This is a genomic window from Kocuria tytonis (assembly GCF_003226895.2).
In the GTDB taxonomy this organism is placed as follows: Bacteria; Actinomycetota; Actinomycetes; order Actinomycetales; family Micrococcaceae; genus Kocuria; species Kocuria tytonis.
Window position 1 is genome coordinate 894,939 of the sequence record NZ_PNJG02000001.1, and the last position, 25,818, is coordinate 920,756.

Here is a 25,818-nt window from a genome sequence, read left to right on the forward strand (position 1 = left end):
ACTGGGTGTGAAAGGGGATCAGGTAGAAGGGCGAGCCGCCCCTGGGAGAGACGCCCCGGGGAGATCACGGACTCACGGCGGGTGACGCCGATGAAGTGGGCGAGGGTGGAGTTGTTGGGGCACTGCCCCCGTACTGCTGCGACGAGACCATGATGAACACGCCTACCGCAATGAAGACCAGCGCCATGATGCCGCGGCGACGTCGGGTCCAATAGCGTCGTTTGTTGGTCACCACCCAGAGCAGGGCGAGGAATCCTCCCACGATCGCCAGCATGTTCCCCACGAAGAAGAGAAGCTGCTGCATGATCTCAGCCCTGCTTTCTGCGGCGCAGACCACGGCTCATGCTCGAAATGTTCTCGACCAGGGTCTCTCTGGATGCGACCATGACCTCATCGTTCACGGTCTCGCTCGCAATGCGGGAGAGCGCCGTCGCGCTTGCGTGCCCCAGACCCATGGTGATGATGCGGATCCCCTGCGTCCTCAGGTGGGCCGCGAACCGCTCCGTCATGACAGCGTGAACTCCAAGATCACCATCTCCGAAGACGGCAATGACCCTGTCCTCTGCTTCAGAACCCTCCAGACGCCTGGCGGCCTCCCGAAGAGCCGGCAGCAGGTCCGTGCCCCCTTTGACCCTTGCGCGACGCAGCGTGTTCAAAGCCGCCTCCGGGTTTCTGCTCAATTCTGTGGAGGCCCCAACTCTGGAGTGCCACAGGATGAGTCCCACGCTGTACCCGCCGGCCACGGCCTCGTGGAGAAATTTCTCGCTGCCCCGCACCGCCTGGGGAAGGTCCGCGCTCATGGACGCGCTGACGTCGAGACACAGGACGACCGCTGCCCCGCGCTGAAACTTCTGCCGCAGCCGGTCCAGGTGGGGCCCAGGAGGGTACTCCGTGGCGCCCTCGCTGACAAAAACTTTGCGCATCCATGTGGTCATGCGGTCACCTCACCATCCGCAAACTGGCTACCGTCTGTTTTTGTGCCGCTCGCTCTCGATCATCCAGGACCCCGTGCATGAATGCCTCCAGCTCCAGGGGCTCGGAACTCCGGGGATCCAGCGCGGTGACACGCAGCATCCCGTCCTCCCCCACCGAGATGTCCAGGGTCACGGGTGAACCTGCGGGAAGGCCCTCGGACAGCACGATCTCGCCCTCCACCAGAAGATCGTTGTCGAGCACCCGGTCGGACAGCAGCACTCCGCTCTGCTCAAAGATCTCTACACGGACGCGCTGCTGACCATCCACGATGGAGGCAATGTCGATCCGGTGGTTGCGCACCGGCAACGGGGTGTTCTGCCAGAGGAAGTGGGCCACGTACGGCTCCTCCCGCCATGGATCCCCGCTCGAGTGCAGCTTGACGCCCAGAGCCCTGGGAAGGACCGAGGAGATGGGCGCCCCGCTGAGCGAGATGCTCCCTGCCGTCACCTGGTTGTTGCCCGCCAGCAGCTGCGCCGCCACCATCGCCGCGCCCCGGGCCACGGCTCGATCCGGGTCCGTGAGCAGCACCTCCCAGGAAAAGTGCTCCCCGAGCCGACGTCTGATCATGGGCATCCGAGTGGATCCTCCAACCAGCACGATGTGCTCCACCGCCGGCGCCCCGAGACGAGCGGCGGCAGCAACGACCCGTTCTGTCGCGTCCAGAGTGCGGTCCACCAGGTCCGCGGTGACGTCCTCGAACTGCTGCCTGGTCAGTTCCAGGCTAATGAAGCGGCCCCGGAACCGCAGGCGCTCCACCGCGCGCTCTGCCCCTGTGAGACGCCGTTTGAGGGTCTCCGCGGCAGTGTCCACTGCAGCAATCAGCTCCTCGTCCAAGCGCAGCTCATCGACGTCGTCCAGCACCTCCAGCTGCTCCCAGAGCAGATCCACGATTCTCTGGTCCCAGTCCAGACCACCGAGCTGGGACTCGCCGTCCACGGCCCGCACCCTGTGCGACCCGCGGGTCACCTCGGCAACGGCCACATCGAAGGTGCCGCCTCCGAGGTCGTACACCAGGGAGGAACCACCCGGACGATCACCGAGTCCGTAGGCGTGCAGGGCAGCCACCGGTTCCGGCATCAGATGCAGGCATTTCAGACCCGCAATCTCGGCAGCGGCGCAAGTGGCTTCCTTCTCCGCAACCCCGAAGTACGCCGGAACGGTGATAACCGCCCCCAGCTCTCCCTCGGGAATGCCGAACTGCTCGGCCGCAGCCTCGGCCAGGTGACGCAGGATCAGCGCTGACAGTCCTTCGGGGGTGAAGCTGCGTCCCGCGTACTCGACGGGGAATTCGGTTCCCATCCGGCGCTTGACTCCCACCACCACGTTCTCGGGGTCGTCTCCAAGACGCAGTTGCGCCTCCGCGCCCACGGAGCACGCGCCACTTTCGTCGATGTGGACAACAGACGGAGTCAGTTCCGCACCGCGGTCGTTGCGCACCACCTCCTCGCTGTCTGCGCCGTCCATCGAGATCACGCAAGAGTAGGTGGTCCCCAGATCAATGCCCACGCTGCGCATCGCGTCCTCCACTCGGATCATCATGGCGGTGGCCCGGCCCTGCGGAACCCCCTCGTGCATGCGGCGCACCGGTGGACAGCCCGTCCCTGTCTTTAAGGTCCCCTACGTCATTCTCAGCCGCAGAGCCGACTTCTCGCGGGTTGCCGTTGGAACGCCGGAACCGCTCCGAGGCCTTCCGCAGCAATCCTGGGCGCTTCTGCAGCTTTTCGGAGATCTCGTTCTGCACTCGCCGCAGTTCCTGGGTGCGGTCGTTGTCTGGGGAGCTGGCGGAGCGCTGCATGGCCTCCAGCAGCGCCTCCCAATGCTTGAGATCGCCATTGGCCGCCTGCGAGATCTTGGGCTGCACGACGGACAGGACGAACGACTCGAGCTTTCGGCTGGAACCATGGGCAGTCACCCACTCGAGCCACAGCTTGGGTTCTTCTAATGGGGTGGTGCCAGTGAGCGCCGCGGGCCATACTTCAAAAGTGCAGCCCTGTTCACCCTTCCTCAGTACTCGCAGCCGCTCCTTCGGGTCGGCTGCGGCAAAGTTTGCGGTTTGCTGCCACTGCGTGAACTCCTTCGCCGACGTCGTGCTGTCGCCCCCTGAGATGCGCGCCAGCTCGTTCCATGCCTGACGCATGAGGTCCTGGAGCACACCGTTGGGCTCCACGGGTTGTCCGGCACCCAGCACGGCTGCTTCGAGCTGAGGGAGGAGCAGCGAGCGAAGGTCCTCGCGGATGTGCAGTCCGTTCCACAGGTCCTGCGTCGCGTGAACTTCTTCCGGATTCGCCGTGAGATGCTGTGCGTAGCGGTGCGCCTGCTGGGCCCAGAAATCCTGGTCCAGGGAGTCTCGCAGGGGCTCAAGCACCGCGAAAACCGCCGGCAGATCTGCATCGGCCAACCGCTCGGCCACGTCACTCAGCCGCTCGGTCCACCGCACTGGCTCGCCGGGCCACCGCATCGGTTCGTGCCCCGTCAGCTCTCGGGCACACTGCGGGAAGACCCGGGGATGCTCCAGGGACACTTGCAGCAACGCCTCAAGCAGAATGGCACTCAGGTCCGCGTTGCCGCTGTCGGCGGTGCGATGCGCTGCCCTTGCCACGGACACCGCGTCCCCTGGCAGGTCCTTTCTGCACTTGCGAAATGCAGCCGCGAATTCTTCCCGGTACTTCTCCAAGTCTTGGGCAAACCCGTTGCCCGCCAAATTTTCGACCAAGGCCAGAACCATGTCTGCATCCTGAATCTCCCCGCCGGGCTGCAGAACTCCCGAGACCAGTTCTGCGCCCCAGAAAGCGGGAAGTTCCCCCACTGCCGGGTCCCAACGGCGGGCCAGTGCGATGGTCTGGGGCGCGGTGGGCATGTCCTGCTCAAGCAGCGCCATGCTCCGTTGCACCCCAAAGGCATCGCTGTCCAACCCGCCGCTGAGCTCCTTCAGATCGCACACCATGCTTCCGGGGGGAATTGAGGTGAGCGCCGCGGGTGTGCAACACAGCACATCCGCGTCCACGTGGGCCGCGTCCGTCAGCATGCCGCACACGCTGAGCGAGCGCACGGCAACATCATTGAGCAGCAGTCCTGCCGCGGCAAGCCAGCGCAACACCACCTGTGGATCCGAGTGCACCAGCGCGATCCGTGACGAGTCCTGCTGGGTGAGCCGGGACTGCAGAGCTGAAAGGAGGCGGGGGAAGAAGGCGCGTCGGTCTGCATCGGAGCATACCCAGGACAAAACCTGCGCACTGCCGAGCCACTCCGGTAGGAGCACGGGCGTACGCCACGGCTCCAGAACACGCTCTGGAGCGCGTGTCTCCGTCCAGTTCGCCGCACCCAGAATCTGAGCGGGCGTGTAGGCGCCGAGATCCTCAACATCACCCGTGACCGCCATGCGGGTCAGATGGTTTCCGGAACGACCGCTATGGGTGGCCCCCAGCGTCCGTCCACGCGAAAAGTAGAAGCGTCCATCCACCTGCCGGTAGGTGAAGCTTTCCACCTCCGCGGACATCGCATCCACGCTGTGAAGCATGTACGACTCCCCGGTGTGGCGGTCGGTGCCTGAGAAGTTCGGTGAGGCGGAGGCATAGTTGAAGCCCGCCCGTCCATCGAGCGATTCCTCTGAGGAGACGTCTGTGTATTGGGCCACCTGGAACATGCGTCGTCAACTCCCACTCTGCGAGCTGTCGGTGGGCAGGAACTTGCGGTCCCCGCTCAGGATCCACAGAACGGGGTCCACCACCCGAGTCGGGCTCACGGTGCCGGTCAGCCTGCCGTCCCGGTAACTGGGTTCGTCGCCCAGGGCAGACACCGCGAAGTACCTGAACGTCTTGAAGTTGGCGGCAATTTTGTTCGTCAGATTCGCGCCGCCCCACGCCTGCAGTTGGGAAAGGACGAAGTCATGGACCGACTTCGAGTCCTCCTCGTCGAAATAGGGCACCGCTTCTCCTGTCGTGCGCAGCGGACTGCCCTCCGGAAATTGCGACCAGAACGCGTCCATCTTGGTCACGGCAATCGCCAGCGGGGTGGTGAGAAGTTTTCCCTTGCCGACGTTCTGGTCGTCGTATCTGAGCGAGCCAATCAGACCGTCCAGGACATCGTTCGCCAAGGTCTCAGACCCGGGGTCGATGCCCTTCTCCCGGGCCAGTTCTCGATTCTCACTCAAGGAGAACGGGTCAATGACTAGCACCACGGCATCCGCGGCGCGCAAGTGCCCCAGTTCCGTGGTGCGCTGGAGAGTGGCCACCGCCTCACCCGGGGTGTCGTAAATCGAGATCACTCTCGAGGCGTGACGCTTGCGGGCCGGCCCCCAATCCCAGCGGTACACCGCGGGGGCTTGACCACGGTTGCCCTCCACCCTGGTCTGTTCGGGCAGCTGGCGTTGCCCATCGGTCATCTTCTTGCGGTACTCCTGCAGCTTGCTGGCCAGCCCCGCCGTTCCTCCGGGGTAATCCACTGCCACACCAAACCGCTCCGGCACGGTGTGCATCAGTTGCCAGTCCAGCTGCGAGAGGAACACAGTTTTGCCGCTATTGCGTGCCCCCACCACGGCCACGGAGAGCGCACCATCCTCGACTCCCTGTGGCAGCAGGCAGTGGCAACTGGGACAGATGGCCACCTGGGTAGGGCATCCGCACCGGTCACACACCACCTTGGACCCCAGCCGCCCGTGGAGCAACAGCGGTCTGCCCTGTTCGTCGACAATGTGCCGTCCGTCCGTGTGGTGGCGCAGCACCGGCGGGTACGAGGGGGTGGTGTCTCCCACGCTCTGCGCTCTCTCGCGGTCTTCGTGCACCACGCACGCCTGATTCTGAGGCGGGTTGTGCCCCGAGCAACGAAAAGCGACTTGCTGGGAGGAAAGTCCTGCAAAGCAGTACGGACAGTTGAATTCACTCACGAGTGGGGTCAGCCTTTCAGGGATGATGTCTTGGGGTCTCGAACGGTTACCCGGCCGTCGTCACAGAAGAGTCGAATCCAGAAGGGCCCCCTAACCCGCCCGAGATCTACCGTGTGGTGTTGAGAGGCGCCTCTCGAGCAGTCCACGGTCAGGGTGCTGATGTGCCGGGCCTGGTTGGCGCGGGCGGGCATGGTGGTGCCGGAGGCGAAGTACACCCCCACATCGTGGCTGCCCGTCCCGTGCGCCCCCGTGACCGTCAACTCCACGCGGGCTCGTCCCAGCAGAGATTTGGCGATCCTGCTGGTGTAGGTGATGACGGGCCCGGTGTACGACGCGAACGGGACGTCCACACGTTGGGACACCCACGGGGCTGAGTTCGTCCTGGCCATCGTGATGACGCCGATCTGGGACACCTCAGCTGCGTTGGGGAGATATACGGCGCCGTGTTGCCCGTAGCTGGACTTGGTCACCCGCACCTGCTCTTCAGCTGCGCCAGAACGCCACCGCACCAGTGCATCGTAGTTGCCCCCGGGCCACGTCCATGTGAGTCGCACGCGGTCACCAAAACGCTCCGCGGCGGCGTGCGCCACAGGGGGCGCATTCCCTGCGACGGTCGCAACCCCCACCAGGAAACCCGATTCGCCGCACGTCAGGGGCACCACGACATGTGGCCCCTCGAGGGTGTGCAGCCGCGCGGTCATGTGGTGGTCACCGGGCGCGAGAATGGTCGAGCGGAGCGGGAACAACCCGGACGCACTGGCCTCCGATGACGTGAGGACCGTCCCTACGGCGGGTGGCTGTCCGGCGGAGATCGGCATGGCCCAGAGTTCGGTGACCGCGCCCCGCGACTGAGACCACCGGGCCTCCAGCCCCGGCCCCGATCCCGCGGCGGTCACGGTCAGGTCTGTCACGGGCCGGACCTCGCCTCGGGGGGTTGCGGTGGCCGTGACGGCAGGTGACTCCTGTGGGCCACCAGATGTGAGGTAGACGGCCGACACCTCGAACCGGTACATCCTGCCGATGTCAGCACCGCTCATGTGAAAGGTGGTGGAGTCCTGCACGTGCGTGGTCTCCGGAGGAGCATCCAGTGTCAGCGTGCGAACCTTCACCCCGTTGGTCTGCGGCGGAACCACCCAGCTCACCAGGATATCGGAGGCGCGTGCTTTCGCCGACACAGCCTTGGGGACGGGCAGGTGGACAATGTCCGCATGTCCTTCGGCCGAGGAAATTCCACCGGGACGGGCAGCAACCACCGCGTAGCGCAGCTGCTCCCCCACCGGCGCCTCTGCGTCGGTGAAGGCAAGTTCCGCAAGCGATTCCGCGAGACGGGCCTGTGTCGATGCCACCCCGTTGACTGAGCGGTAGACGTCGTAGTGGGCTCCCTCGCCCACACCGTTCCACTCCACGAGCACCCCGGATTCCGTGGGGCGCAGAGTGGGGCGGGGCGCGGGCAGGGGGAGGCTGACGAGCAGCTCCTCCACCGCCGAGTCGTCCGCATCGATCTGCAACGCGTCCTGCAACCGCGAGCGGGCTTGAGCGTAGTCTTCTCGGGTCATGGCGCTCTCGTAGTCACTCAGCGCACGGGCCTTGTCACGAGCGCGCTCCTCGATCCGGGTAGCCAATTCGCGGCGCTCTTCTACCGTCTGAGGGTCTTCTTTCAAGGCCTCCAGTGTTCGGCGCGCCCGCTCGTTTTTGCCCTGTGCCAGTGCCTCTCGGACTGCCTCCACACCCACGCCCGAGTTGCCCGGCCCATTCCCCGCCTCCGCAACCGCGGCGACAATTCTGACCGCGTCCAGTTCGTCGAGGCCAGAAGAGCAGAGGCCCTTTGCCACGCGGACCGAAGGGATGCCTTGAGACAGCTGCTGCTTGGCCCGCTCCCACACCGTTGCGAAGGCCACGCGGCGGAGGGTTTCAGGATCCCGCACCCTTTTGAGTTCCGCCAAGAACTTTGCCGCGTCCTGCACGGCATTACTGTCCCTCGTTCTAAGAGCTTGCGCGTGGGACTGTTCAATATCCGTGCTGGTCACCGGTTTACCACCCACTGAGAGCTCGTCGACGCACCGAGCCTTCACCGGCGGATTTTGCCGCCCCAGAACCATGAGGTGGAAAACCGTGGGATAGTCCGAGCCGTGCTTGTCCCGGACAGGTCCCCACGTGCTTCGGAGGCGCGACAGTTCCCCCTCGACCGGCGGACGCAAGTCGTCGAAGACCGCGAATCCGTGCTGGCTCAGCAGACTGGGATCCAGCCCGTCGAGCCCTAGCGCAGCCAACCGACGTAATGCCTGACCCCGGCTGAGAGTTCTGAGCGGCGTTTCCGATTCGAGATCCGAGACCGCCGACATCAGACGACGCTGCTGGTCGGCAGCTCGCCGTGACTGAAAATCTGCCCAGAAGTCAGGATCCGTGAACAGCTCGCGGTTGCGGAGAAAGTCCAGGAGCTTCCCGAGGGCGGACGCGGACTTCAATCTGTTCGACTTGTTGAGGGCAGATCTCAGTGCGTTGCTGTGACCCTCAAGCTGGGCCTTCGTGAGTCCCCCCGGGGGCAGGGCAAAGAGTCCCGGTAGATCCAGGGTGAGGTACTCCTCGCTCTGTGGATTCAGGGAAAGCTGAGACACGACCTTTTCCAGGACGGCCATTTTCGTGCTGTCAGCAGCCCAGGGCTGCAGCACGAGCTTCTTGTACTCGCTCGAATTGAGTGTAGCCACGGAATGCGCGCCGGTGTCAGCTGCGCAGGCTCAGGGACGAGACCTGGCTGGCGGCCTCCTGGACCTGCTGCTCATCCAGCTGGGAGACCGTGGCCTCGAGTTCCACCGAGTTGCCGCTCTCCGGGTCCTCTGCTTTGAGGCGCACAAGTCCCTCCGTGGTGATGGTGATCAGAATGCGTACGGGGGATTCCTTGGGCATGGGCTTGGCGAACGGCAGGTCCACGGACTTCAGCTCACGGTTGTCCGTGACGTTTTCGGACTCCTGGTCCCCGGCCTGCTCGTACAGCGAGAGTTCCACGTGGGTCTGCTGATCTGCCACGGTCTGGGCATCGATGGGCGCGGGTTCGCACGGGATGGTGCCGTTGGCGTGGGCGAAGAAGTGGACGTAGGGGTCCCCGCTCGCTTCCCGAACGAACTGGACGCCCAGACCGCGGGCGAGCACGTTCTTCACGCTCAGTGAGCGAGCACCGCCCAGGAAGAACTTCGACTCATTCCCCGTTGTTTCCGGCAATTCTTCACCGTCTGAGGAGAGAATCTCCTCGATGTGCGCCTGCCCGTAGATGGCCGCCCCCTTGGCCACCGCCAGATCGAAATCGGTGTTCTCCGGTTCCCAGTTCAAAGTGTTGCGCAGCGCCTCGGAGATCATGGGCATGCGGGATGAACCGCCCACAAGCAGCACACGGTCAATGGTGAGACCGGGCTCCTTCTGCTGTGCGTTCTTCACCGTACGCTCGGCAATTTCCAGGGTTTGGTTCACCAGGTGCGCCGTGGCGGCTTCGAAATCCGCACGCGTGATGGTCAGGCTGACCTTGGCGGATTCCCACCGCAACGAAACCTTGACATCGTGCTTTCTGGTGAGTGACTTCTTCGTCTCCTCGGCCTTGAGCTGCAGGTCCAGGAGAAATTCGTCGTCCGCCTCGCATCCCTCGGCATTCGCGCCCGCTTCGGCCTTGAAGCGCTCCAGCAACAGCTGCACCATAGCCTCGTCCCAGTCCGCGCCTCCCAGGGTTCGGCTGCCGTCGATCCCGACAACCTCCACCTTTCCGGAATCCACCTTCATGACGGTCGTGTCAAAGGTGCCGCCGCCGAGATCGTAGACCATGATGGTCTGCGCCCCTTCGGAACGGATGCCAATGGACAGTGCCGCCGCCACCGGCTCCGTGACAATGCCCACCACGTTCAGCTGAGCAATCTGCCCGGCTTGGCGAGTAGCTTCCCGTTCTTGCGTGCCGAAGTATGCCGGCACCGTGATGACCACCTGGTCCACGTCCTCACCGGTGGCCTCATTTGCCGCGTCCACCATGGCACGCAGGATCAGAGCGGACAGGGACTCCGGGGTGTAATCCTTGCCCTGGTACTGGACCGCGTAGTCCGTACCCATCTCCCGCTTGATCAGCAGACAGGAGTTGTCAGGATCAGCCAGCGCACCGCGCTTAGCCTCAGCACCGATTACCACGTTGTCCTCGGACTCGAAGAAGAGGGCCGAGGGAGTGGTGTCCTGCCCCTCAAAATTCTTGATGACCTCCGCCATCTCCTGCTCGTTGATCCGGGCAATCGCGGAATACGTGGTGCCGAGATCGATGCCATAGACGGTGTTGCTCATGTTGCTCTTCCACTCCTGGTGTTGAGGTGCGCGGGGTGCAATGGGCTGCGGGGGAAATGTGGCTGGGGCAGTGCTGGGCTACCCGGTGACGGTGCTGTCCGGTGTCTCTGCCGCTTCCGCAGCGGGAGGCGCATACTTCAGAATCACCACTCGCGCGGGAATCAGAACGCGGGCTTCTCCGATGACCCGGTATCCCTGACGGAGCACCCGTGCAATGGTGCGGTCCTGCTGGGCGTCGTCGGTGGGGCGGGCTTGGACCGCCATGTGCAACTTTGAGTCGAAGTGGGAGCCTGCAGTGGCCTCCACGGATTCCAGGTCGAAGTGGTCCAACAGCCCTTCAATCACCGTGGCGAAGTAATCGAACTCCTCCGCGTACTGTTGGTCGCCTCTGCCGCCGGCCTGGAACCCGGCGGACTGCAACTCCGCCTGGAGGTCCGCGAACTGCTGGAACACGGGCTTCATGACCCCCGTGAGCTGCTGCCTCTGCAGGTTCTCCACCGTTTCGTGCAGTGATCGGATGGTGCGTTCGTACTCCGCAACACGCGTGTCGAGGGAGGCACGCAGGGCGCGGACCTCGGACAGAACGATGGATTTGAACTCGAGGTCCGGCTCATTCACACGCTCCGCTTCTGCAGCGTCGTCGGATGCTGCCTCCACCCGCGCGGAATCCTCACGAAGCACGGGTTCGGTCCTAGATGACTCAGCCGTACTCGGCTCCGCCATGGCTCGGGATTCCGTTTCCCCGAGCGACTCGACCATCGACTCGCCTTCTCGGGGCTCTTCGATCGAGGGGTCGGGTTCCAAAGTCGCGTGCGGCTGTGTGGAGAGCTCCTCAGACGGGGGTACTGCCGCATTGTCGTGATCCGCGCTGGTCATGATGAAGAATTCGCCTTCCAGTGCGGTGGGTTATTAGACGCTCATCACATTTGTACTGTGATACGCATCAATTTGCAATCGCCACCAGGCGTGTCGCATGAGATGGCACCGGCCCGGCCCCCGCACGGGGAACCGGGCCGGTTCATGTCCGGGGCGCGGGGCCTCAGCCCTGCACGCCCAGCTTCTCCAAGATGATCTGCCGCACGCGAGCCGCGTCGGCCTGACCGCGCGTGGCCTTCATGACCGGGCCGATCAGGGCGCCCACGGCCTGCACCTTGCCGCCCTTGATCTTCGCCACCACGTCCGGCATCTGGGCCATGGCGTCGTCCACGGCGGTGGACAGGGCGCCGTCGTCGGAGACGACCGCGAGGCCACGGGCCTCCACGATCTCCGCGGGGGCACCCTCGCCCTCGACCACGAAGCCCAGCACCTTCTTGGCCAGCTTGTCGTTGATCTTGCCGTCCGCGATGAGCGCGTCCAGCTCCACCACGTGGGCGGGGGTCACGGGCAGGTCCACGATCTCCACCTCGCGCTGCTTGGCCAGGCGGGCGATCTCGCCCATCCACCACTTGCGGGCCACGGCTGCCGTGGCACCGGCCGCGATGCTCTGCTCGATCTGGTCCAGCACGCCGGCGTTCACGACGTCCCGGAATTCCTCGTCCGAGTAGCCCCAGTCCGCCTTCAGGCGCTTGCGGCGCTCCGCCGGCGGCTCGGGCAGGGTGGCCCGGATCTCCTCGATCCACTCCGTGGTGGTGACCACGGGCACCAGGTCCGGCTCGGGGAAGTAACGGTAGTCGTCGGCATCGGACTTGGGCCGCCCCGAGGTGGTGGAGCGGGTGTCCTCGTGCCAGAAGCGGGTCTCCTGCACCACGGTGTCCCCGGCGGCGAGCACTGCGGCGTGGCGCTGGATCTCGTAGCGCACGGTGCGCTCGACGGCGCGCAGCGAGTTCACGTTCTTGGTCTCCGAGCGCGTGCCGAACTGCGTGGCTCCCTGGGGCATCAGGGACACGTTCGCGTCGCAGCGCACGTTGCCGCGCTCCATGCGGGCGTCCGAGATCCCGAGGTTCTTCACGATCTCGCGGATGGCCGCCACGTAGGCGCGCGCCAGTTCCGGCGCCCGCTCCCCCGCACCCACGATGGGCTTGGTCACGATCTCGATGAGCGGCACGCCCGCACGGTTGTAGTCCACCAAGGAGTACTGCGCGTTCTGGATGCGCCCGGCGTCACCGCCCATGTGGGTCAGCTTCCCGGCGTCCTCCTCCATGTGCGCGCGCTCGATCTCCACGCGGAACTCCGTGCCGTCCTCGAGCTCGAGGTCCAGGTGCCCGTCGTACGCGATCGGCTCGTCGAACTGCGAGGTCTGGAAGTTCTTGGGGGTGTCCGGGTAGAAGTAGTTCTTCCGCGCGAAGTGGCACTTCTCCGCGATCGAGCAGTTCAGCGCGAGCCCCAGCTTGATCGCGGACTCCACGGCCTTGCCGTTGACCACGGGCAGCACACCGGGCAGTCCCAAGGACACTGGCGTGGTGTTGGTGTTGGGCTCGTCCCCGAAGGTGTTGGGGGCGGCGTCGAACATCTTGGTCCTCGTGTTCAGCTCCACGTGCACCTCGAAGCCCAGCACGGGCTCGAAGCGCTCGAGGGCCTCCTCGAAGGACAGCACGTCCTGGCTCATCACTTGCCTCCCTGCGCGGCGGTGGCCGCAAAATCGCGAACGGTCCCGGCGACGTCGCCGCGGTGCTGCCACAGCGGGCCGCCCCACTTCTCGGTGAGCAGCCGCTCCAGCCCGGCGCCGGCACGGTAGACGCGGGCGTCCTCGCGGGCCGGTGCCATGAACTGGATGCCCACGGGCAGCCCGTCCTCGGGCGCCAGGCCACCGGGCAGCGAGATCGCGGGGATCCCGGCCAGGTTGGTGGGAATGGTCGCGATGTCGTTGAGGTACATCTGCATGGGGTCCGCGGACTCGTCCACGCCACCGATGTCGAACGCCGTGGTGGGGGCGGTGGGCGAGATCAGCACGTCGGCCGTCGAGAACGCCGCGGCGAAGTCCCGCTGCACCAGGGTGCGCACCTGCTGGGCGGAGCCGTAGTAGGCGTCGTAGTACCCCGCGGAGAGCGCGTAGGTGCCCAGGATGATGCGGCGCTTGACCTCGTCGCCGAAGCCCGCGGCACGCGAGGCGCCCATGACCTTCTCGATGGTCGGGGTGCCCTCGGGCGTGACGCGCAGACCGAAGCGGACGCCGTCGTACTTCGCGAGGTTGGAGGAGACCTCCGAGGACATGATCAGGTAGTAGGCGCCCAGCGCGTACTCGAAGTTGGGTGCCTCGACCTCCACGATCTCCGCACCGGCCCCACGCAGCAGCTCGAGGGACTCCTCGAAGCGCTGCTGCACGCCGGCCTGGAAGCCCTCGCCCGTGAGCTGCTTGACCACGCCCACGCGCAGGCCCTTGAGCCCGCCGTCCGCGGCACCGGCCCGCGCGGCCTGCGCGTAGCCGCCCACGGGGTCCGTGAGGGAGGTAGAGTCCGCGGGATCGTGACCGCCCACGACCTCGTGGAGCAGGGCGGCGTCGAGCACCGTGCGCGAGCACGGGCCCACCTGGTCCAGGGAGGAGGCCATGGCGATCACGCCGTAGCGCGAGACGGAGCCGTAGGTGGGCTTCACGCCCACGGTGCCGGTCACGGCCGCGGGCTGGCGGATGGAGCCGCCGGTGTCCGTGCCGAGGGCCAGCGGGGCCTGGAACGCGGACACCGCCGCGGCGGAGCCGCCACCGGAACCGCCGGGGACCTTGGTGAGGTCCCACGGGTTGCGGGTGGGGCCGAACGCGGAGTGCTCGGTGGAGGAGCCCATGGCGAACTCGTCCAGGTTGGTCTTGCCCAGGATGGGCATCCGGGCCGCACGCAGCTTGCGGGTCACGGTGCCGTCGTAGGGGCTCATGAAGCCCTCGAGCATGCGGGAGGCCGCGGTGGTGGGCTGGCCCTTCGTGACGATGAGGTCCTTGACCGCGACCGGCACACCGGCCAGCTCGGGCAGGTCCTCGCCGTTCGCGCGGGCCTCGTCCACCGCGCGGGCCACGCGCAGCGCCTCCTCGGTGTTGCGGTGCAGGAAGGCGTTCAGGCCGTCCGTGCCGCGGGAGCGGTCGGAGGCGTCCAGCGCGGCGCCGTCCGTGGCCCCGATCTGGTCCAGGTGCGCCTGCACGGCGTCCACGGAGGTCACCTCGCCCGCGGCGAGCTTTGCCGCGAGGTCAGCGGCGGAGAGTTCGATGATCTGCTCGCTCATGCTCACTCACCGTCCAGGATCGCGGGAACACGGAACTTGCCGTCCTGGCCGTCCGGGGCGTTCAGAAGGGCCTCCTCCTGGGTGAGCGTCTCGCCCACCACGTCCTCGCGGAAGACGTTTTGCAGCGGCAGCGGGTGGCTCGTGGCGGGGATGTCGGGTCCGGCGGCCTGGCTGACGGAGGCCACGGAGGAGACGATCAGTTCGAGTTCCCCGGCCACCCGGGCCAGTTCCTCGTCCGTCATCTCGATCCGCGCCAGCTCCGCCAGGTGCGCCACCTGTTCGCGATCGATCGCAGACATGCATGCTCCTGGGATTGGCTGTGTGGTTCCGATCCAGTCTAGCGAGCGCCTACCCTGGACCCAGCACACCGTCTCTTCCGAAGGAGTCCTCCTCCGTGGCCCAGTCCTCCGCCCACTCCCCACGACGCCGCTCCACGCCTTCCCAGGGCACGTCCCGGATGACGAAGGCGGAGGCCGCCCGGGCCCGTGCGGACCACGACAACGCCTGGCGCCAGTGGATCTCCGACTCCGCCGTGGAAACCGTGGACACCGCGCTGAGCCACGTGCAGGCGGTCGTGGAGGAGCAGGTGTCCCAGTACGGGGCGTTCCCCGCCTTCCTCGTGACGGGCCGCAAGGACGGGGAGTTCGAGCTGGACTCCGTGGCGCCCGAGGAACTCTCCCCGGACCAGGTCCTGAACTCGCTGCGCTCCCTCGCCCGCGAGAAGGCCCCGCAGCTGCTGGTGGCGGCCCTCGCCTACCCGGCCACGCTCCCGGACCGCTCCGGTGCCACCGCCGTGATCGTGGAGGTGGAGCACCGCGAGCGCCTGAGCCTCGAGGTCGTGCAGGAGTACCGGGCGGTGGCGGCCAAGGGCCGCAGCTTCGTGAACTTCGACGATCCCCACACGGACCGCGCGGACGCCTGGCTGTTCGGGGTGCGCGACTGAACCGCGTCCACCCGGCCGTTCGCCGCGTCCTCACACCGCTGGCACTGGCACGGCTGCTCGTGGGCTGGGGGTCGGTGGCGCTCCTCCCGTTCGCGGCCGCACTGCTGCGCCCGCCGGTCCCCGCTCCCCTGCTCGTTGCGGCACTGGGTGTGATCGTCGCCGTGATCCTGTTCGCCGCCACGGGCGTGGTCCACCAGGCGGAGCGCCTGGCCGCGCGGCTGGGTGACCCCTACGGCTCACTGGTGCTCACGCTGTCCGTGGTGGTGATCGAGGTGATCCTGATCTGCGCCGTGATGCTCGGCCCCGGTGAGCACGCGGGCATCGCGCGGGACTCCGTGATGGCGGTGTCGATGATCATCCTGAACCTGGTGATCGGACTGTGCCTGCTGGTGGGCGGCGTCCGGCACGGCGCTCTGGCACACCACCGCACCGGTGCCTCCGCCTACCTGGCGATGCTCGCGGTGCTGGGGGCGCTCGCCTTCGCCCTGCCCCCGGTGCTGGGAACCGGTGGCGCGTACCGGCCCGGGCAGGCGGTGGTCGTGGCGCTGCTCGCCCTAGGCAGCTACGCGTTCTTCCTGTCCCGTCAGACCGGCGCGCAGGCGCACGACTTCACGGAGGTGGATCCCCGCGTGCGCCCCGGGACCGAGCCGCACCCCGCGGGTGCGGTCCGCTCCCCGTCCTCCGAGCTCTCCGCGGTCCCGGACCGTTGGCCCGGGGCCCTGCCCCGATACGATGCCCGCCCGGGTGCGTCGGAGGAGTCACCCCGTTCGCGCGGCGGTGCCGCGAGGGCGGAGCACCGCCCGGAGATCCTGATCCGGCTGCTCGTGCTGGTGGTCACCGTGCTGCCCGTGGTGCTGCTCTCCCACGAGATGGCGGCCCTGCTCGACGACGGTCTGGGTCGCGCGGGCGCTCCACCCGCCCTGGCCGGCGTGCTGATCGCCGCCGTCGTGTTCCTGCCGGAGTCCATTACGTCGGTGCGCGCGGCCCTCGCGGGTGAGATCCAGCGGGTGAGCAACCTGTGCCACGGGGCGCTCGTCTCCACCCTGGGGCTGACGATCCCCGCGGTGCTGGTGATCGGGCTGCTCACGGACCAGCGGGTGGTGCTGGCCGAGAGCCCCGTGACCCTGGTGCTCCTGGGGCTCAGCCTGGCCCTGTCCGCCATCACGTTCACGGCCCCACGTGTCACGGCCGTGCACGGCGCGGCGCACCTGGTGGTCTTCGCGGCCTACGCGCTGTCCGTGTTCTCCTGAACGCGGGGACGGCCGCACTCCGGGAGCGGCCCGGTCACCAGGCGGGCAGCTCGGGCAGCGCGCCCTCCGACGACACCCCGTCCGTGTGACCGCGGGCGAGCCACAGCACCATTCCCACGCGGTCCCCGGTGACCAGCTGACCGCCGTCGCCGATGATCCACTCGTCGTGCTCCGCGGTGCGCAGCGTCATGCCCGGCGCGTCCTTTGCGCGCATGGTGCGCACCGCTCCCTCGAGTGCGTCCAGCACCGACTGCGGCTGCGCATCCGCCAGCGTCCACGAGGTGTCGAGGTCGTGGTGGTGCAGCACCACCTCCGCGATCCGCACCGCGGGAATGGCCGCGGCCGTGACGGGCTTGCCGTGCAGGTCCAGGTCCTCCGCCGCCAGGGCGCCGGCCAGCCGCTCGCACTGCCGCTCGAAGTGCTCGGCGCTCTCCTCCGACACCCGGAGCAGCTCCTCGCGGGGCAGGCGCGCGAGCTCGGCGATCTCGGCGTCGCGGGCGTCCCGGGAGGAGTACGGCTGCTGCCGCCTGCCCGTGACGGCCCAGTCCACCAGCTTGGCGATCGCCCGCGCGTTGGACGCGAGGTGCGCCACCACGTGCGCACGGTCCCACGATCCGCACAGGGACGGCTCACTCAGCTGGGACCCGGAGAGGGAGGTCGCGGTGGCCAGGTAGGAGTCGGTCTCCCCGTGCAGCCGGGAGAGGTCGGACGACAGACGTGTTGAGTTCACCATGGCACCACCCTAGCGAGGATGGTGACACCCGACACATGGAAAACGGGACGCCGTCCGTGAGGATGACGCCCCGTTGCCCGCCCCGCGGTCGGTGGAGCCGGTGCCGGGGGCCCGGCACGGTGAGGCGCGGCGCCGCGGGCCCGGCGCGGTCAGGCGCGGTGCCATGGGGTCCGGCGCAGTGAGGTGCCGCGCCGGGACCCCATGCCCAAGGCCCCGGCGCCGTGGCTCCGGGGCCCTGGGTTTGCGGTGCCGCCGCAAGGGTCTAGGACACGTGGTGCGCCATCTGCTGGCGCAGCTCACGCCGTACGCGCTGCGCCTCGGGCGAGGGCACCGGCACGGCCGCGAGCAGCCGCTTGGTGTACTCCTGCTCCGGGTGGCGCAGCACGGCCTCGCGCGCGCCCTGCTCCACGATGTGCCCGTGCTGCATGACCACGATCCGGTTGGCCAGCCGGTCGATCACCGCGAGGTCGTGGGTTACGAACAGGCACGCGAAACCCATCTCCGCCTGCAGCTCCTCGAACAGATCCAGCACCGTGGCCTGCACGGACACGTCCAGTGCGGAGGTCGGCTCGTCCGCCACGAGCAGCTTGGGCTTCAGGGACAGGGCGCGGGCGATGCCCACGCGCTGCTTCTGACCGCCCGAGAGCTCGTGGGGGTAGCGGTTGCGGTAGTTGCGCGGCAGGCGCACCTGGTCCAGCAGCTGCTCGATCCGGTTCTGCAGCTCCCCGCCCTTGGCCACGCCGGCCAGGAACATGGGTTCGCCGATGGACTCGCCGATGGGCAGCCGCGGGTTCAGGGACGAGGCCGGGTCCTGGAAGACCATGCCCACGTCCTTGCGGACCTTGTTCAGCGTGGACCGGGACGCCCCGGCCAGTTCCACGCCGTCCACCACGAGGGAGCCCGCCACCGTGGGCAGCAGTCCCACGGCCGCACGGCCGATGGTGGTCTTGCCGGAACCGGACTCGCCCACCAGGCCCACGGTCTCCCCCGCGGCCACGGTGAGACTCACGTCCTCGACCGCGCGGAACGCGGGGTTGCGCCCCTGCTTGGGGTACTCGATGGCCACGTCCTTGAGCTGCAGCACCGGGGCCACCACACGCTGCGCGAGGGTGTCCATGGAGGCTTCCTCCGCGGTGCTGCGGTCCACGGCCATGGGCCTGGCCAGGGACTGCTCCAGGACCGCAATCATGTCAACGGACTCGTCGTCCTCGTTGCCCTCGCCCAGGTGGGGGACGGCCTGCAGCAGCGTCCTGGTGTAGGGATGCTGCGGCGCGGTGAAGATCTGCTCCGCGGTCCCCTGCTCCACGATCACGCCCTTCTGCATGACCGCGATCTTGTCCGCGAGGTCCGCCACCACACCCATGTCGTGGGTGATGAGGATGACCGCGGAGTCCAGCTGGTCCTTCAGGTTGCGGATCAGGTCCAGGATCTCGGCCTGCACGGTCACGTCCAGCGCCGTGGTGGGCTCGTCCGCGATCAGCAGCTTGGGGTCGCAGGACAGGGACTGCGCGATCATCGCGCGCTGCCGCTGACCGCCCGAGAGCTGGTGGGGATAGGAGCGGAACGCTTTCTCCGGGTCCGGCAGCTCCACCATGGTGAGCATCTGCTTGGCGCGCTCCGCGGCCTCGGCCGGTGAGACGTCCCGGTGCAGCCGGATGGTCTCCACGATCTGCTGGCCCACCGTGTACACGGGGTTCAGGGCCGTCATGGGCTCCTGGAAGATCACGGCGATCTCCTCGCCGCGCACCCGGCGCAGGGCGTTGCCCCGCAGGCCCACCAGCTCCTCACCGCCCAGCATGGCGGACCCCCGCACGCGGGCGTTCGAGGGCAGCAGCCCCAGCATGGACATCGAGCTCGCGGACTTGCCGGAGCCGGACTCGCCCACGATCGCGAGCACCTCGCCCGCGGCGACGTCGTAGTTCAGGTCGATCGCGGCGGGAACCCACTCGCGGTCCACGCCGAAGTCCACGGACAGTCCGCGCACACGCAGCACGGACTCCCCGCGGGCCGCGGTCCTGCGGGTCCTGCCCCGGCCCGCCGCGGGCTCGGGTCGCTGGGCCCTGCGGCCGCGCCGCTTCTCGGCACCCGCGGCGGTGGTTCCGGCGGCCGCGCTCGCGGCCGTGGCCCCGGCACCGGTGGCACCCGGGGAGCCCGTGGCGGCGGCCGGACCCTCGGGCGCCGCCACACGGCCGTCACCGGCCCGGGCGCCGTTCCACGGCGCGTTGTGCTCGGCGGCCGTGGGCTCCGCGGCGGGCTCGCCGCCCGTCGCGCCGGTGCGGGTGGACGACGCCGCCGCGTCCGGGGCCGCGGGACCGTTGCCGGTGGCGTGCGGATCGCCCGTGGAGTGGTGCGGCTCGGGGGTGCCCTCGGGGAATCCGTGGGGCTGGTGCGAGGTGCTCATCGTGTGTGCTCCGTCGTGTTGAGAACTCGGTGCGCGGCCGTGGCGCGCGCACATTGCCTAGCATGGGGGTCATGCCGAAGACCCATGAACCCGCCCCGGGGCGCGAGACCTACCGAGCGGCGTCGGCGCCGTGGCTGACGGGCTTCCTGGCGGCCCTGGGCCTCTTGGTGCTGCTGAGCGGGTGGGGTCACACCGTCCCGCACCACGTGGCCGCGGTGTGCGGCGGACTGGCCCTGGCGGGACTGGGGTACGCGCTGTACTGGCGTCCGCGCCTGGAGGTCCGCACGGAGGGTGTGCGCCTGGTGAATCCGGCACGCACCGTGAGCATCCCGTGGGGCCGGATCGTGGACGTGCGCACCCGGTTCGCGGTGACGATCGCCACCGAGGAGCATGCCCACTCCAGCTTTGCGCTGCCGGCGTCCGGTGCCGGTTCCGCCCTGCGCGCCGGGGCGGACGCCGTGAACCGCAACCACCCCATCGCACGCCCGGACGGGTCGGTGCGCGTGGGTGATCTCACCTCCACGGCGTCCGGCGCGGCCGCTCACCGCGTGCGCACCCTGTGGCAGCGCAAGATCGACACCGGCGAACTGGACGTCTTCGCCACGGACAAGGACCCCGGGCCCGTTCGTTCCCACGTCGTGGCCGGACCGCTCGCGGCGGTCGTCGTGCTGGGCGCCGCAAGCGTCCTGCTGTACACGGTGTGAAACCGGCGTGGTCATCGGCCCGCCTGCTCCGTGGCGCCGCGTGAGGCGGCCTCGGTGCCGGAGGTGGGCGCGTGCATCTCGTCCGTGCCCTCGCCGATCTCGCGGGCGCGCTTGGGGTTGAACTTGCGCTGGCGCGGATCGAAGGCGTCCCGCAGGCCGTCGCCAATGAAGTTGATGGTCAGCGCAATGGCCACGATGAACACACCGGGCCACCAGAACAGCCACGGCCGGGTGGCGAACGCCGTCTGGTTCTCGCTGATCAACCGGCCCAGGGACCAGTCCGGGGCCTGGATGCCCAGACCCAGGTAGGACAGCGCGGTCTCCAGCAGGATCGCGGAGGACATCAGCAGCGTGATGTTCACCGTGATCACGCCCACCGTGTTGGGCAGGATGTGCTTGAAGATGATGCGCCCGCTGGAGGCACCCGCCAGGCGGGCGGCGTCCACGAACTCGCGTTCGCGCATCGTGAGGAACTCGCCGCGCACCAGTCGCGCCAGGCCCGGCCACGAGGCCAGCCCGATGAGCAGACCGAGGGCGATCACCGTGGCGAACGTGGGCAGTCCGTGCGAACGCACCCAGGAGATGGCCAGCCGGCCGAGCAGCGCGGCGAGGATCACCAGCGGGATGATGATGATCACGTCCGTCAGGCGCATCAGCACGGCCTCGGTCCAGCCGCGGAAGAAGCCGGAGAGACCGCCGATCACGGTGCCCACGATGCCGGCCACGAGACCCACCACGACCATCACGATCAGGGAGTACTGCGTGCCCTGCATGGCCATGGCGAAGAGGTCGCGACCCAGGTTGTCCTGTCCGAACGGGTGCTCCCCCAGTGAGGGCGGGAGCAGGGACAGGGTGGGGCGGCCGCCGTCGAGCACGGTGCCGGTGGCGTCCGGACCCCACTTCCACCAGCCGGGAATGGGCCCGATGCCCAGTGAGGTCACGGAGAGCACCACGATGAACAGCAGCACCGCGAGGGAGACCACGGCGCCGGTGTTGCCGAAGAACCGCTGCCGGACCAGCTGGCCCTGGCTCTTGCCGCGCACGTCATGGGGCTTTTGCCCCGCTTCGGGGTGCTGTTCCACGGTCTCGGGGACGTCGATGGGTTGTGGCTGGCTCATGCTTTCACCCTCACTCGGGGGTCGAGTACGGAGTACACCAGGTCTGCGACGAGGTTGAAGACCATGGCGACGATGCCGGTGACCAGGAAGACGCCCATCACCGGGTTGGGGTCCACATTGCGCACCGCTTGGACGAACAGCTGCCCCATGCCGGTGAACGCGAACACGGACTCGGTGATGATGGCGCCGCCGATCAGACCGCCGATGTCGAAGGCCACCAGCGTGGCCAGTGGGATCAGCGCGTTGCGGAAGGCGTGGCGCATGACCACGGTCCGCTCGGAGAGGCCCTTGGCCCGCGCGGTGCGGACGTAGTCCTGGCCCATGATCTCCAGCATCGACGCGCGGGAGTAGCGGGAGTAGGAGGCCAGTGCCAGCAGCGTCAGACAGATGGTGGGCAGCAGCAGGTGGGTGAAGCGGTCCAGGCCAGTGGTCCAGAAGTCACCCGTGAAACCGGGGGTCGCGGAGTTGGCCGTGGCGATCGGACGGCCGCGGATGTGGCTCGAGTCCACGTAGTCCGGCCAGGACTGCATGAAGCGGTCCAGGATGATCAGCAGCGCGACGAAGAACCCGGTGACACCGGCCACGCGGGCGCCCTGGCCGCGGTCGTAGCCGCCGGCGAAGTAGCCGATGGCGGCACCCGCCGCGGTCAGCACGACGACCAGTGCCAGGACGGTCAGCAGTCCGGCGCCCTTGAACGCGTACTGCACCGGGAAGTACAGCGCGAGGCCCAGCACCACCGTGCCCAGCGCGGCGTACAGCGCGCGCCTGTTGCGCAGCCCGGCCATCAGCACGGTGGCGATCACCGCCACCAGGATGCCCGTGAGCGCGATCAGCGGGATGCCCAGGAACGGGTGGTTCAGCCAGTCCGTGGCCAGCACGAAGTAGATGACGCCGAAGGTCACCACGAAACCGGCGCCGGCCAGGAGCAGCCGGGTGCGCATCCGCCCGAAGGAGACGAGGAACCAGATCAGCGCGACCACCAGGGATATCACCACGATGGACACCATGGAGAGCACCGGTTTCTGCAGGAAGTCGTTGAACTGGATGGCCACGACCTCCTTGAGCAGCACCGCGAGCCAGAAGCTCGGCAGCGAGAAGCACAGGAACGTGAGGAACGTGATGCCGTAGTCCAGTCCGGAGTACTGGCGCAGGGCGGAGACGATGCCCAGGGTGATGCCCACGACGATCGCGAGGATGGTGCCCACCGTGACCAGCATGATGGTCTGGGTCATGGCGAAGGCCAGCAGCTCGGTCACTTCCTGGCCGTCGCGGCTGACGCCCAGGGAACAGGTGTCGGCGAAGGGCACGAGGCACCCTGCGGCGCCGCCGAGCCACGTGAAGTAGCGCAGGATGGGCGGGGTGTCCAGGTTGAGGGCCTCCACGCGCGCCGGGATCAGCTGCTGCGCATTGGGATTGCCGTAGAGGTCCCACAGGGGATCTCCGGACGCCGCCGTCATGAGGTACACGATGAACGATGCGCCCAGCAGGATGAGCACGGCCGTGATGAGCCGTCTGAGAATGTATGAAGTCATGTTGCTGCCTCGAAGAGAGTGGTGGTCACGACGCTGCGCGGGCGCGAGAATCCCGCGCCCGCGCAGCGGTCATGAGGGGAGGGCCTCAGTCGACGGGGGTCGACAGTCCTACTTGCGGCTCCACTCGGAGACGTTCCAGAACACACCGGTCTGGTTCGGCTGGTACTTGTCCACACCGGCGATCTTGTCGGACGTGGCCACGTAGCCCACGGACTGGAACAGCGGCAGACCGTACGCGTCCTCGAAGGTGTGCTTGTCGATGTCCGTGATCTGGTCCACGCGAGCCTTCTCGTCGAGGTTCGTGCGCGCCTCGTCCACGAGCTTGTCCACGTTCTTGTTGGAGTACTTGTTGTAGTTGCCGCCGCCGCCGGTCTTGAAGATCTGGGAGAGCATCTCGGTGCCCACACCCGGAGACACCCACCCGAACAGGGAGGCGTCGTAGTCACCGTCGGGGAGCTTCTCGGACCAGTTGGGGTCACCGAGGTCCTCGACCTTGAAACCGGCCTTCTCCGCGGACTCCTTGATCAGCTGGAAGGTGTCCACGCGCTGCGGGTTGCCGTTGTTGAACAGGATGCGCACGGTGGGCGCCTTGCCACCGAGCAGCTTCTTGGCGCCCTCGATGTCCACGTCACCGTACTTCTCCTTGGCGCCGTTCTTCTCCTCCGCCTTCTGGTAGGGCTCGCCCTGGCTGGAGACGTACATCTGGGAGTTCAGCACGGAGGCGTCGTCCTTGACCGGCTTGATCAGCTGGTCCACGATCTGCTGGCGTGGAACGGTCTTCAGGAAGGCCTCGCGGACCTTCTCGTCCTTGAACACGTCCGAGCCGAAATTCAGGTCCAGGTGGTCGTACGCGAGCTGGTCGCCCTTCTGCACGTTCACGTTCTCGATCTGCTGGACCTGGTCCAGGGTGTCCTTGTTCACGTTGCCCGGCTGCATGATGTCGACCTCGCCGTTGCGCAGGGCCTGGATCTGGGCGGTGGCGTCACCGATGGTCCGCAGGGTGATCTCGTCCAGCTTGCCCGGCGCGTCACCCTTGTAGTTCTCGTTCTTCTTGAGGGTGATGGAGTTGTTCTCCACCACGTTCTCGATCTTGTACGGGCCGCTGGACACGAGGACGTCCTTCTCCTCGGGGGTGGAGGTGAAGTTGAAGGAGGTGTCCCAGGCCTTGCCGATCTTCTCCAGCTCGGGCTGCTTCTGGGGACTCTCGGGGTCACCCTTCTTCTGCTCCTCGAGCACCTTGAGCAGCTGGTCCTCGGACATGCCGGCCTTCTTGGCCACGACGTGCGCGGGCATCAGCGAGTTGGAGTCGAAGGCGATCTCCCAGTCCGCGTTCGGCTTGCCCCACGTGAGGGTCATCTTCTTGCCGTCCTCGGAGAACTTGGGCATGTCCGTGGTGTGCAGGATGTCCGTGGAGCCGGCGATCGTGAAGTAGTTCTTGCCCGCCTTGCCCTCTTCGTCGGCGTCGTTGGCGTAGCCCGAGAGCACGGACCACCACAGCAGCATGTCTGCCTTGTCGATCTTGTTGCCGTCCGACCACTGCGGGTCCTTCAGCTCGTACTCCACCGTGAGGGGGTCGTCCGAGGTCTTCTTGTACGTGCCGAAGCCCTCGTTGGCGCTGAGCTTCTGCTCGGTGTCCACGTTGACGAAGCTCTCGCGGGTCATCGCGGCCACGTGGCCGTTGATGTCCAGGTTGGTCTTCGTGTATCCGGGGTTCGCGCCGGAGAACTTGTTGGTCTCGGCCACGGTGACCACACCGCCGTCCTTGGCCGCGCCGCTGTCACCGCCGTCCTTCTTGTCGTCCCCGCCGCCGCCCACGCTGGCGCAACCGGTGAGTGTCAGTGCAGCAATGGCCGCGAGAGACACGGCCGCCTTACCCTTGAAGGTGTACTTTCCCATGACGTTTCCTCCTGATGTGGTGCCCATGGAATGTGCGTTGCACCCCCGGTGGTTGTTACCCCGAGCCGTGGCTGGCGTCACCGTTGATTGTGGTGCGTTTCACAATGAATGACAGGTTACCCGGCGTTCACCGATTCCGGGCGAGATCTCAGCGTGTCGCGAGCGTGCCGACGTTTTTGGCGTGTCGCACCCTCTCACCCACCCGCCCCCACGGCCCGGTTCCTGCCCTACCCTGGAGGCATCCGCTCCACGACTTCCCGGGAGGCCCCCAGTGAGCAGCACCCCGCACAACCGCCCCGCCGACGACGCCGCTGCCGCACCCTCCGGCACGGGTCCCGTTCCCGGAACGCAGCCGCGGCAGACCAGCGGGCAGGTCCCCGTGGACCGCACCGACGCGGACCTCGACCGGCGAGGGACCGAGGGGAGCGGTGCGCCCCGGAGCGCGGGCGTCGACGCCATGGGAGCTCCGCCCACGGAAACCGGGCGGGCGGCGTCGTCCACCGGAGACACCTCGCCGGGTGCCGGGACGGACACGGGCGAGTTCGTGGGCAGCTACGAGCCCGTGGTGGACCCCGCCCTGGACGCCCCCGTCAAGCGCGGCGTCTCCGGCACCGTGTGGGCGGCGCTGATCGCGGGAGTGATCGTGCTGATCCTGCTGCTGGTGTTCATCATCCAGAACAACGTGGGAACGCGCTTCGAGTACATGGCGTGGACGTTCAGCCTGCCGCTGGGTGTGGCCATGCTGCTCTCGGCGATCGCCGGCGCGCTGATCATGGCGCTCGTGGGCTCCGTGCGGATGTTCACCCTGGGACGCCGGGTGCGCAAGCTCGAACGCGAGCGCGAGCGGATCAAGCACACCCTCGAGGGCTGAGCCGCCCGCCACTGCCGCGCGCGGTGACCGGTTCACAGGACCGGCGCCGCGCGCCGTCG

At 67.5% G+C, this 25,818-nt stretch carries 20 protein-coding genes; 4 read left to right on the forward strand and 16 right to left on the reverse strand.

The genetic code is table 11. The annotated features are described in order from the left end of the window. Positions 1 to 64: 64 nt before the first annotated feature. The 11 genes from C1C97_RS03950 to gatC form a co-directional block, all read right to left on the reverse strand. Complete coding sequence (locus C1C97_RS03950; RefSeq protein ID WP_147406044.1) at positions 65 to 304, reverse strand: hypothetical protein; 240 nt, start codon at positions 302 to 304, stop codon at positions 65 to 67. 4 nt (positions 305 to 308) lie between these two features. Beyond that, positions 309 to 935 carry a vWA domain-containing protein gene (locus C1C97_RS03955; protein WP_121030083.1) on the reverse strand — a complete coding sequence of 209 codons (627 nt, stop codon included), beginning with the start codon at positions 933 to 935 and terminating at the stop codon, positions 309 to 311. Between the two features lie 4 nt (positions 936 to 939). Further along, on the reverse strand, positions 940 to 2,550 hold the full coding sequence (locus tag C1C97_RS03960) for an Hsp70 family protein (protein ID WP_199712167.1): 1,611 nt from the start codon (positions 2,548 to 2,550) through the stop codon (positions 940 to 942). Beyond that, on the reverse strand, positions 2,471 to 4,618 hold the full coding sequence (locus tag C1C97_RS03965; RefSeq protein WP_121030085.1) for a GAP1-N2 domain-containing protein: 2,148 nt from the start codon (positions 4,616 to 4,618) through the stop codon (positions 2,471 to 2,473). The genes C1C97_RS03960 and C1C97_RS03965 overlap by 80 nt, the downstream gene beginning before the upstream one ends. 6 nt (positions 4,619 to 4,624) lie before the next feature. Next, positions 4,625 to 5,578, reverse strand: coding sequence for a TRAFAC clade GTPase domain-containing protein (locus C1C97_RS03970; protein ID WP_158591127.1), 954 nt, complete (start codon positions 5,576 to 5,578; stop codon positions 4,625 to 4,627). A gap of 287 nt (positions 5,579 to 5,865) precedes the next feature. Continuing rightward, the gene (locus tag C1C97_RS03975; protein WP_147406046.1) at positions 5,866 to 8,526 is read right to left on the reverse strand and encodes a hypothetical protein; all 2,661 of its coding nucleotides are present in this window, start codon (positions 8,524 to 8,526) and stop codon (positions 5,866 to 5,868) included. A gap of 52 nt (positions 8,527 to 8,578) precedes the next feature. Then, a complete protein-coding gene (locus C1C97_RS03980; protein ID WP_121030089.1) occupies positions 8,579 to 10,165 on the reverse strand; it encodes an Hsp70 family protein in 1,587 nt (528 codons plus the stop codon). 78 nt (positions 10,166 to 10,243) lie between these two features. Continuing rightward, on the reverse strand, positions 10,244 to 11,041 hold the full coding sequence (gene grpE, locus C1C97_RS03985) for a nucleotide exchange factor GrpE (protein ID WP_121030091.1): 798 nt from the start codon (positions 11,039 to 11,041) through the stop codon (positions 10,244 to 10,246). 163 nt (positions 11,042 to 11,204) lie between these two features. Then, positions 11,205 to 12,710 (reverse strand): Asp-tRNA(Asn)/Glu-tRNA(Gln) amidotransferase subunit GatB, encoded by a 1,506-nt coding sequence (gene gatB / locus C1C97_RS03990; protein WP_110919608.1) that lies wholly within the window; start codon positions 12,708 to 12,710, stop codon positions 11,205 to 11,207. Continuing rightward, entirely contained in the window at positions 12,710 to 14,311 is a 1,602-nt protein-coding gene (gene gatA / locus C1C97_RS03995) for an Asp-tRNA(Asn)/Glu-tRNA(Gln) amidotransferase subunit GatA (RefSeq protein ID WP_233542712.1), read from the reverse strand. Before gatA ends, gatB begins: the two co-directional genes overlap by 1 nt. A 2-nt stretch (positions 14,312 to 14,313) precedes the next feature. Then, positions 14,314 to 14,610, reverse strand: coding sequence for an Asp-tRNA(Asn)/Glu-tRNA(Gln) amidotransferase subunit GatC (gene gatC, locus C1C97_RS04000; protein ID WP_110919610.1), 297 nt, complete (start codon positions 14,608 to 14,610; stop codon positions 14,314 to 14,316). A gap of 95 nt (positions 14,611 to 14,705) precedes the next feature. On the opposite strand from gatC, the gene C1C97_RS04005 reads away from it, so the two are divergent. Together C1C97_RS04005 and C1C97_RS04010 are read left to right on the forward strand one after the other, a co-directional pair. Continuing rightward, positions 14,706 to 15,254, forward strand: a complete 549-nt coding sequence (locus C1C97_RS04005) for a hypothetical protein (RefSeq protein ID WP_233542713.1) — start codon at positions 14,706 to 14,708, stop codon at positions 15,252 to 15,254. Further along, positions 15,251 to 16,504 carry a calcium:proton antiporter gene (locus C1C97_RS04010; protein WP_110919618.1) on the forward strand — a complete coding sequence of 418 codons (1,254 nt, stop codon included), beginning with the start codon at positions 15,251 to 15,253 and terminating at the stop codon, positions 16,502 to 16,504. The genes C1C97_RS04005 and C1C97_RS04010 overlap by 4 nt, the downstream gene beginning before the upstream one ends. 34 nt (positions 16,505 to 16,538) lie before the next feature. Here C1C97_RS04010 and C1C97_RS04015 read toward each other — a convergent pair whose 3' ends face one another. Together C1C97_RS04015 and C1C97_RS04020 are read right to left on the reverse strand one after the other, a co-directional pair. Further along, positions 16,539 to 17,237 (reverse strand): maleylpyruvate isomerase family mycothiol-dependent enzyme, encoded by a 699-nt coding sequence (locus tag C1C97_RS04015; protein WP_110919612.1) that lies wholly within the window; start codon positions 17,235 to 17,237, stop codon positions 16,539 to 16,541. Between the two features lie 262 nt (positions 17,238 to 17,499). Continuing rightward, positions 17,500 to 19,638, reverse strand: coding sequence for an ABC transporter ATP-binding protein (locus C1C97_RS04020; RefSeq protein WP_121030093.1), 2,139 nt, complete (start codon positions 19,636 to 19,638; stop codon positions 17,500 to 17,502). 71 nt (positions 19,639 to 19,709) lie between these two features. Here C1C97_RS04020 and C1C97_RS12670 point away from each other — a divergent pair, with 71 nt between their 5' ends. Further along, positions 19,710 to 20,342 carry a PH domain-containing protein gene (locus C1C97_RS12670; protein ID WP_267897582.1) on the forward strand — a complete coding sequence of 211 codons (633 nt, stop codon included), beginning with the start codon at positions 19,710 to 19,712 and terminating at the stop codon, positions 20,340 to 20,342. 11 nt (positions 20,343 to 20,353) lie between these two features. Here C1C97_RS12670 and C1C97_RS04030 read toward each other — a convergent pair whose 3' ends face one another. From C1C97_RS04030 to C1C97_RS04040, 3 genes are all read right to left on the reverse strand, one after another. Then, positions 20,354 to 21,460 (reverse strand): ABC transporter permease, encoded by a 1,107-nt coding sequence (locus C1C97_RS04030; protein ID WP_233542715.1) that lies wholly within the window; start codon positions 21,458 to 21,460, stop codon positions 20,354 to 20,356. Next, entirely contained in the window at positions 21,457 to 22,992 is a 1,536-nt protein-coding gene (locus C1C97_RS04035) for an ABC transporter permease (RefSeq protein ID WP_110919615.1), read from the reverse strand. The genes C1C97_RS04030 and C1C97_RS04035 overlap by 4 nt, the downstream gene beginning before the upstream one ends. Before the next feature lie 108 nt (positions 22,993 to 23,100). Next, complete coding sequence (locus C1C97_RS04040) at positions 23,101 to 24,888, reverse strand: ABC transporter family substrate-binding protein (RefSeq protein WP_121030097.1); 1,788 nt, start codon at positions 24,886 to 24,888, stop codon at positions 23,101 to 23,103. Positions 24,889 to 25,159: 271 nt separating this feature from the next. Here C1C97_RS04040 and C1C97_RS04045 point away from each other — a divergent pair, with 271 nt between their 5' ends. After that, positions 25,160 to 25,759, forward strand: coding sequence for a LapA family protein (locus tag C1C97_RS04045; protein ID WP_325048944.1), 600 nt, complete (start codon positions 25,160 to 25,162; stop codon positions 25,757 to 25,759). The last annotated feature ends 59 nt before the right edge of the window (positions 25,760 to 25,818 follow it).

What these genes read in the sequence shown, in the direction of transcription:
- C1C97_RS03950 (WP_147406044.1), bottom strand. Translation starts at nt 304, where the DNA reads ATGCAGCAGCTTCTCTTCTTCGTGGGGAACATGCTGGCGATCGTGGGA.
- C1C97_RS03955 (WP_121030083.1), bottom strand. Translation starts at nt 935, where the DNA reads ATGACCACATGGATGCGCAAAGTTTTTGTCAGCGAGGGCGCCACGGAG.
- C1C97_RS03960 (WP_199712167.1), bottom strand. Translation starts at nt 2,550, where the DNA reads ATGCACGAGGGGGTTCCGCAGGGCCGGGCCACCGCCATGATGATCCGA.
- C1C97_RS03965 (WP_121030085.1), bottom strand. Translation starts at nt 4,618, where the DNA reads ATGTTCCAGGTGGCCCAATACACAGACGTCTCCTCAGAGGAATCGCTC.
- C1C97_RS03980 (WP_121030089.1), bottom strand. Translation starts at nt 10,165, where the DNA reads ATGAGCAACACCGTCTATGGCATCGATCTCGGCACCACGTATTCCGCG.
- grpE (WP_121030091.1), bottom strand. Translation starts at nt 11,041, where the DNA reads ATGACCAGCGCGGATCACGACAATGCGGCAGTACCCCCGTCTGAGGAG.
- gatB (WP_110919608.1), bottom strand. Translation starts at nt 12,710, where the DNA reads ATGAGCCAGGACGTGCTGTCCTTCGAGGAGGCCCTCGAGCGCTTCGAG.
- gatA (WP_233542712.1), bottom strand. Translation starts at nt 14,311, where the DNA reads ATGAGCGAGCAGATCATCGAACTCTCCGCCGCTGACCTCGCGGCAAAG.
- gatC (WP_110919610.1), bottom strand. Translation starts at nt 14,610, where the DNA reads ATGTCTGCGATCGATCGCGAACAGGTGGCGCACCTGGCGGAGCTGGCG.
- C1C97_RS04015 (WP_110919612.1), bottom strand. Translation starts at nt 17,237, where the DNA reads ATGGTGAACTCAACACGTCTGTCGTCCGACCTCTCCCGGCTGCACGGG.
- C1C97_RS04020 (WP_121030093.1), bottom strand. Translation starts at nt 19,638, where the DNA reads ATGAGCACCTCGCACCAGCCCCACGGATTCCCCGAGGGCACCCCCGAG.
- C1C97_RS12670 (WP_267897582.1), top strand. Translation starts at nt 19,710, where the DNA reads ATGCCGAAGACCCATGAACCCGCCCCGGGGCGCGAGACCTACCGAGCG.
- C1C97_RS04030 (WP_233542715.1), bottom strand. Translation starts at nt 21,460, where the DNA reads ATGAGCCAGCCACAACCCATCGACGTCCCCGAGACCGTGGAACAGCAC.
- C1C97_RS04035 (WP_110919615.1), bottom strand. Translation starts at nt 22,992, where the DNA reads ATGACTTCATACATTCTCAGACGGCTCATCACGGCCGTGCTCATCCTG.
- C1C97_RS04040 (WP_121030097.1), bottom strand. Translation starts at nt 24,888, where the DNA reads ATGGGAAAGTACACCTTCAAGGGTAAGGCGGCCGTGTCTCTCGCGGCC.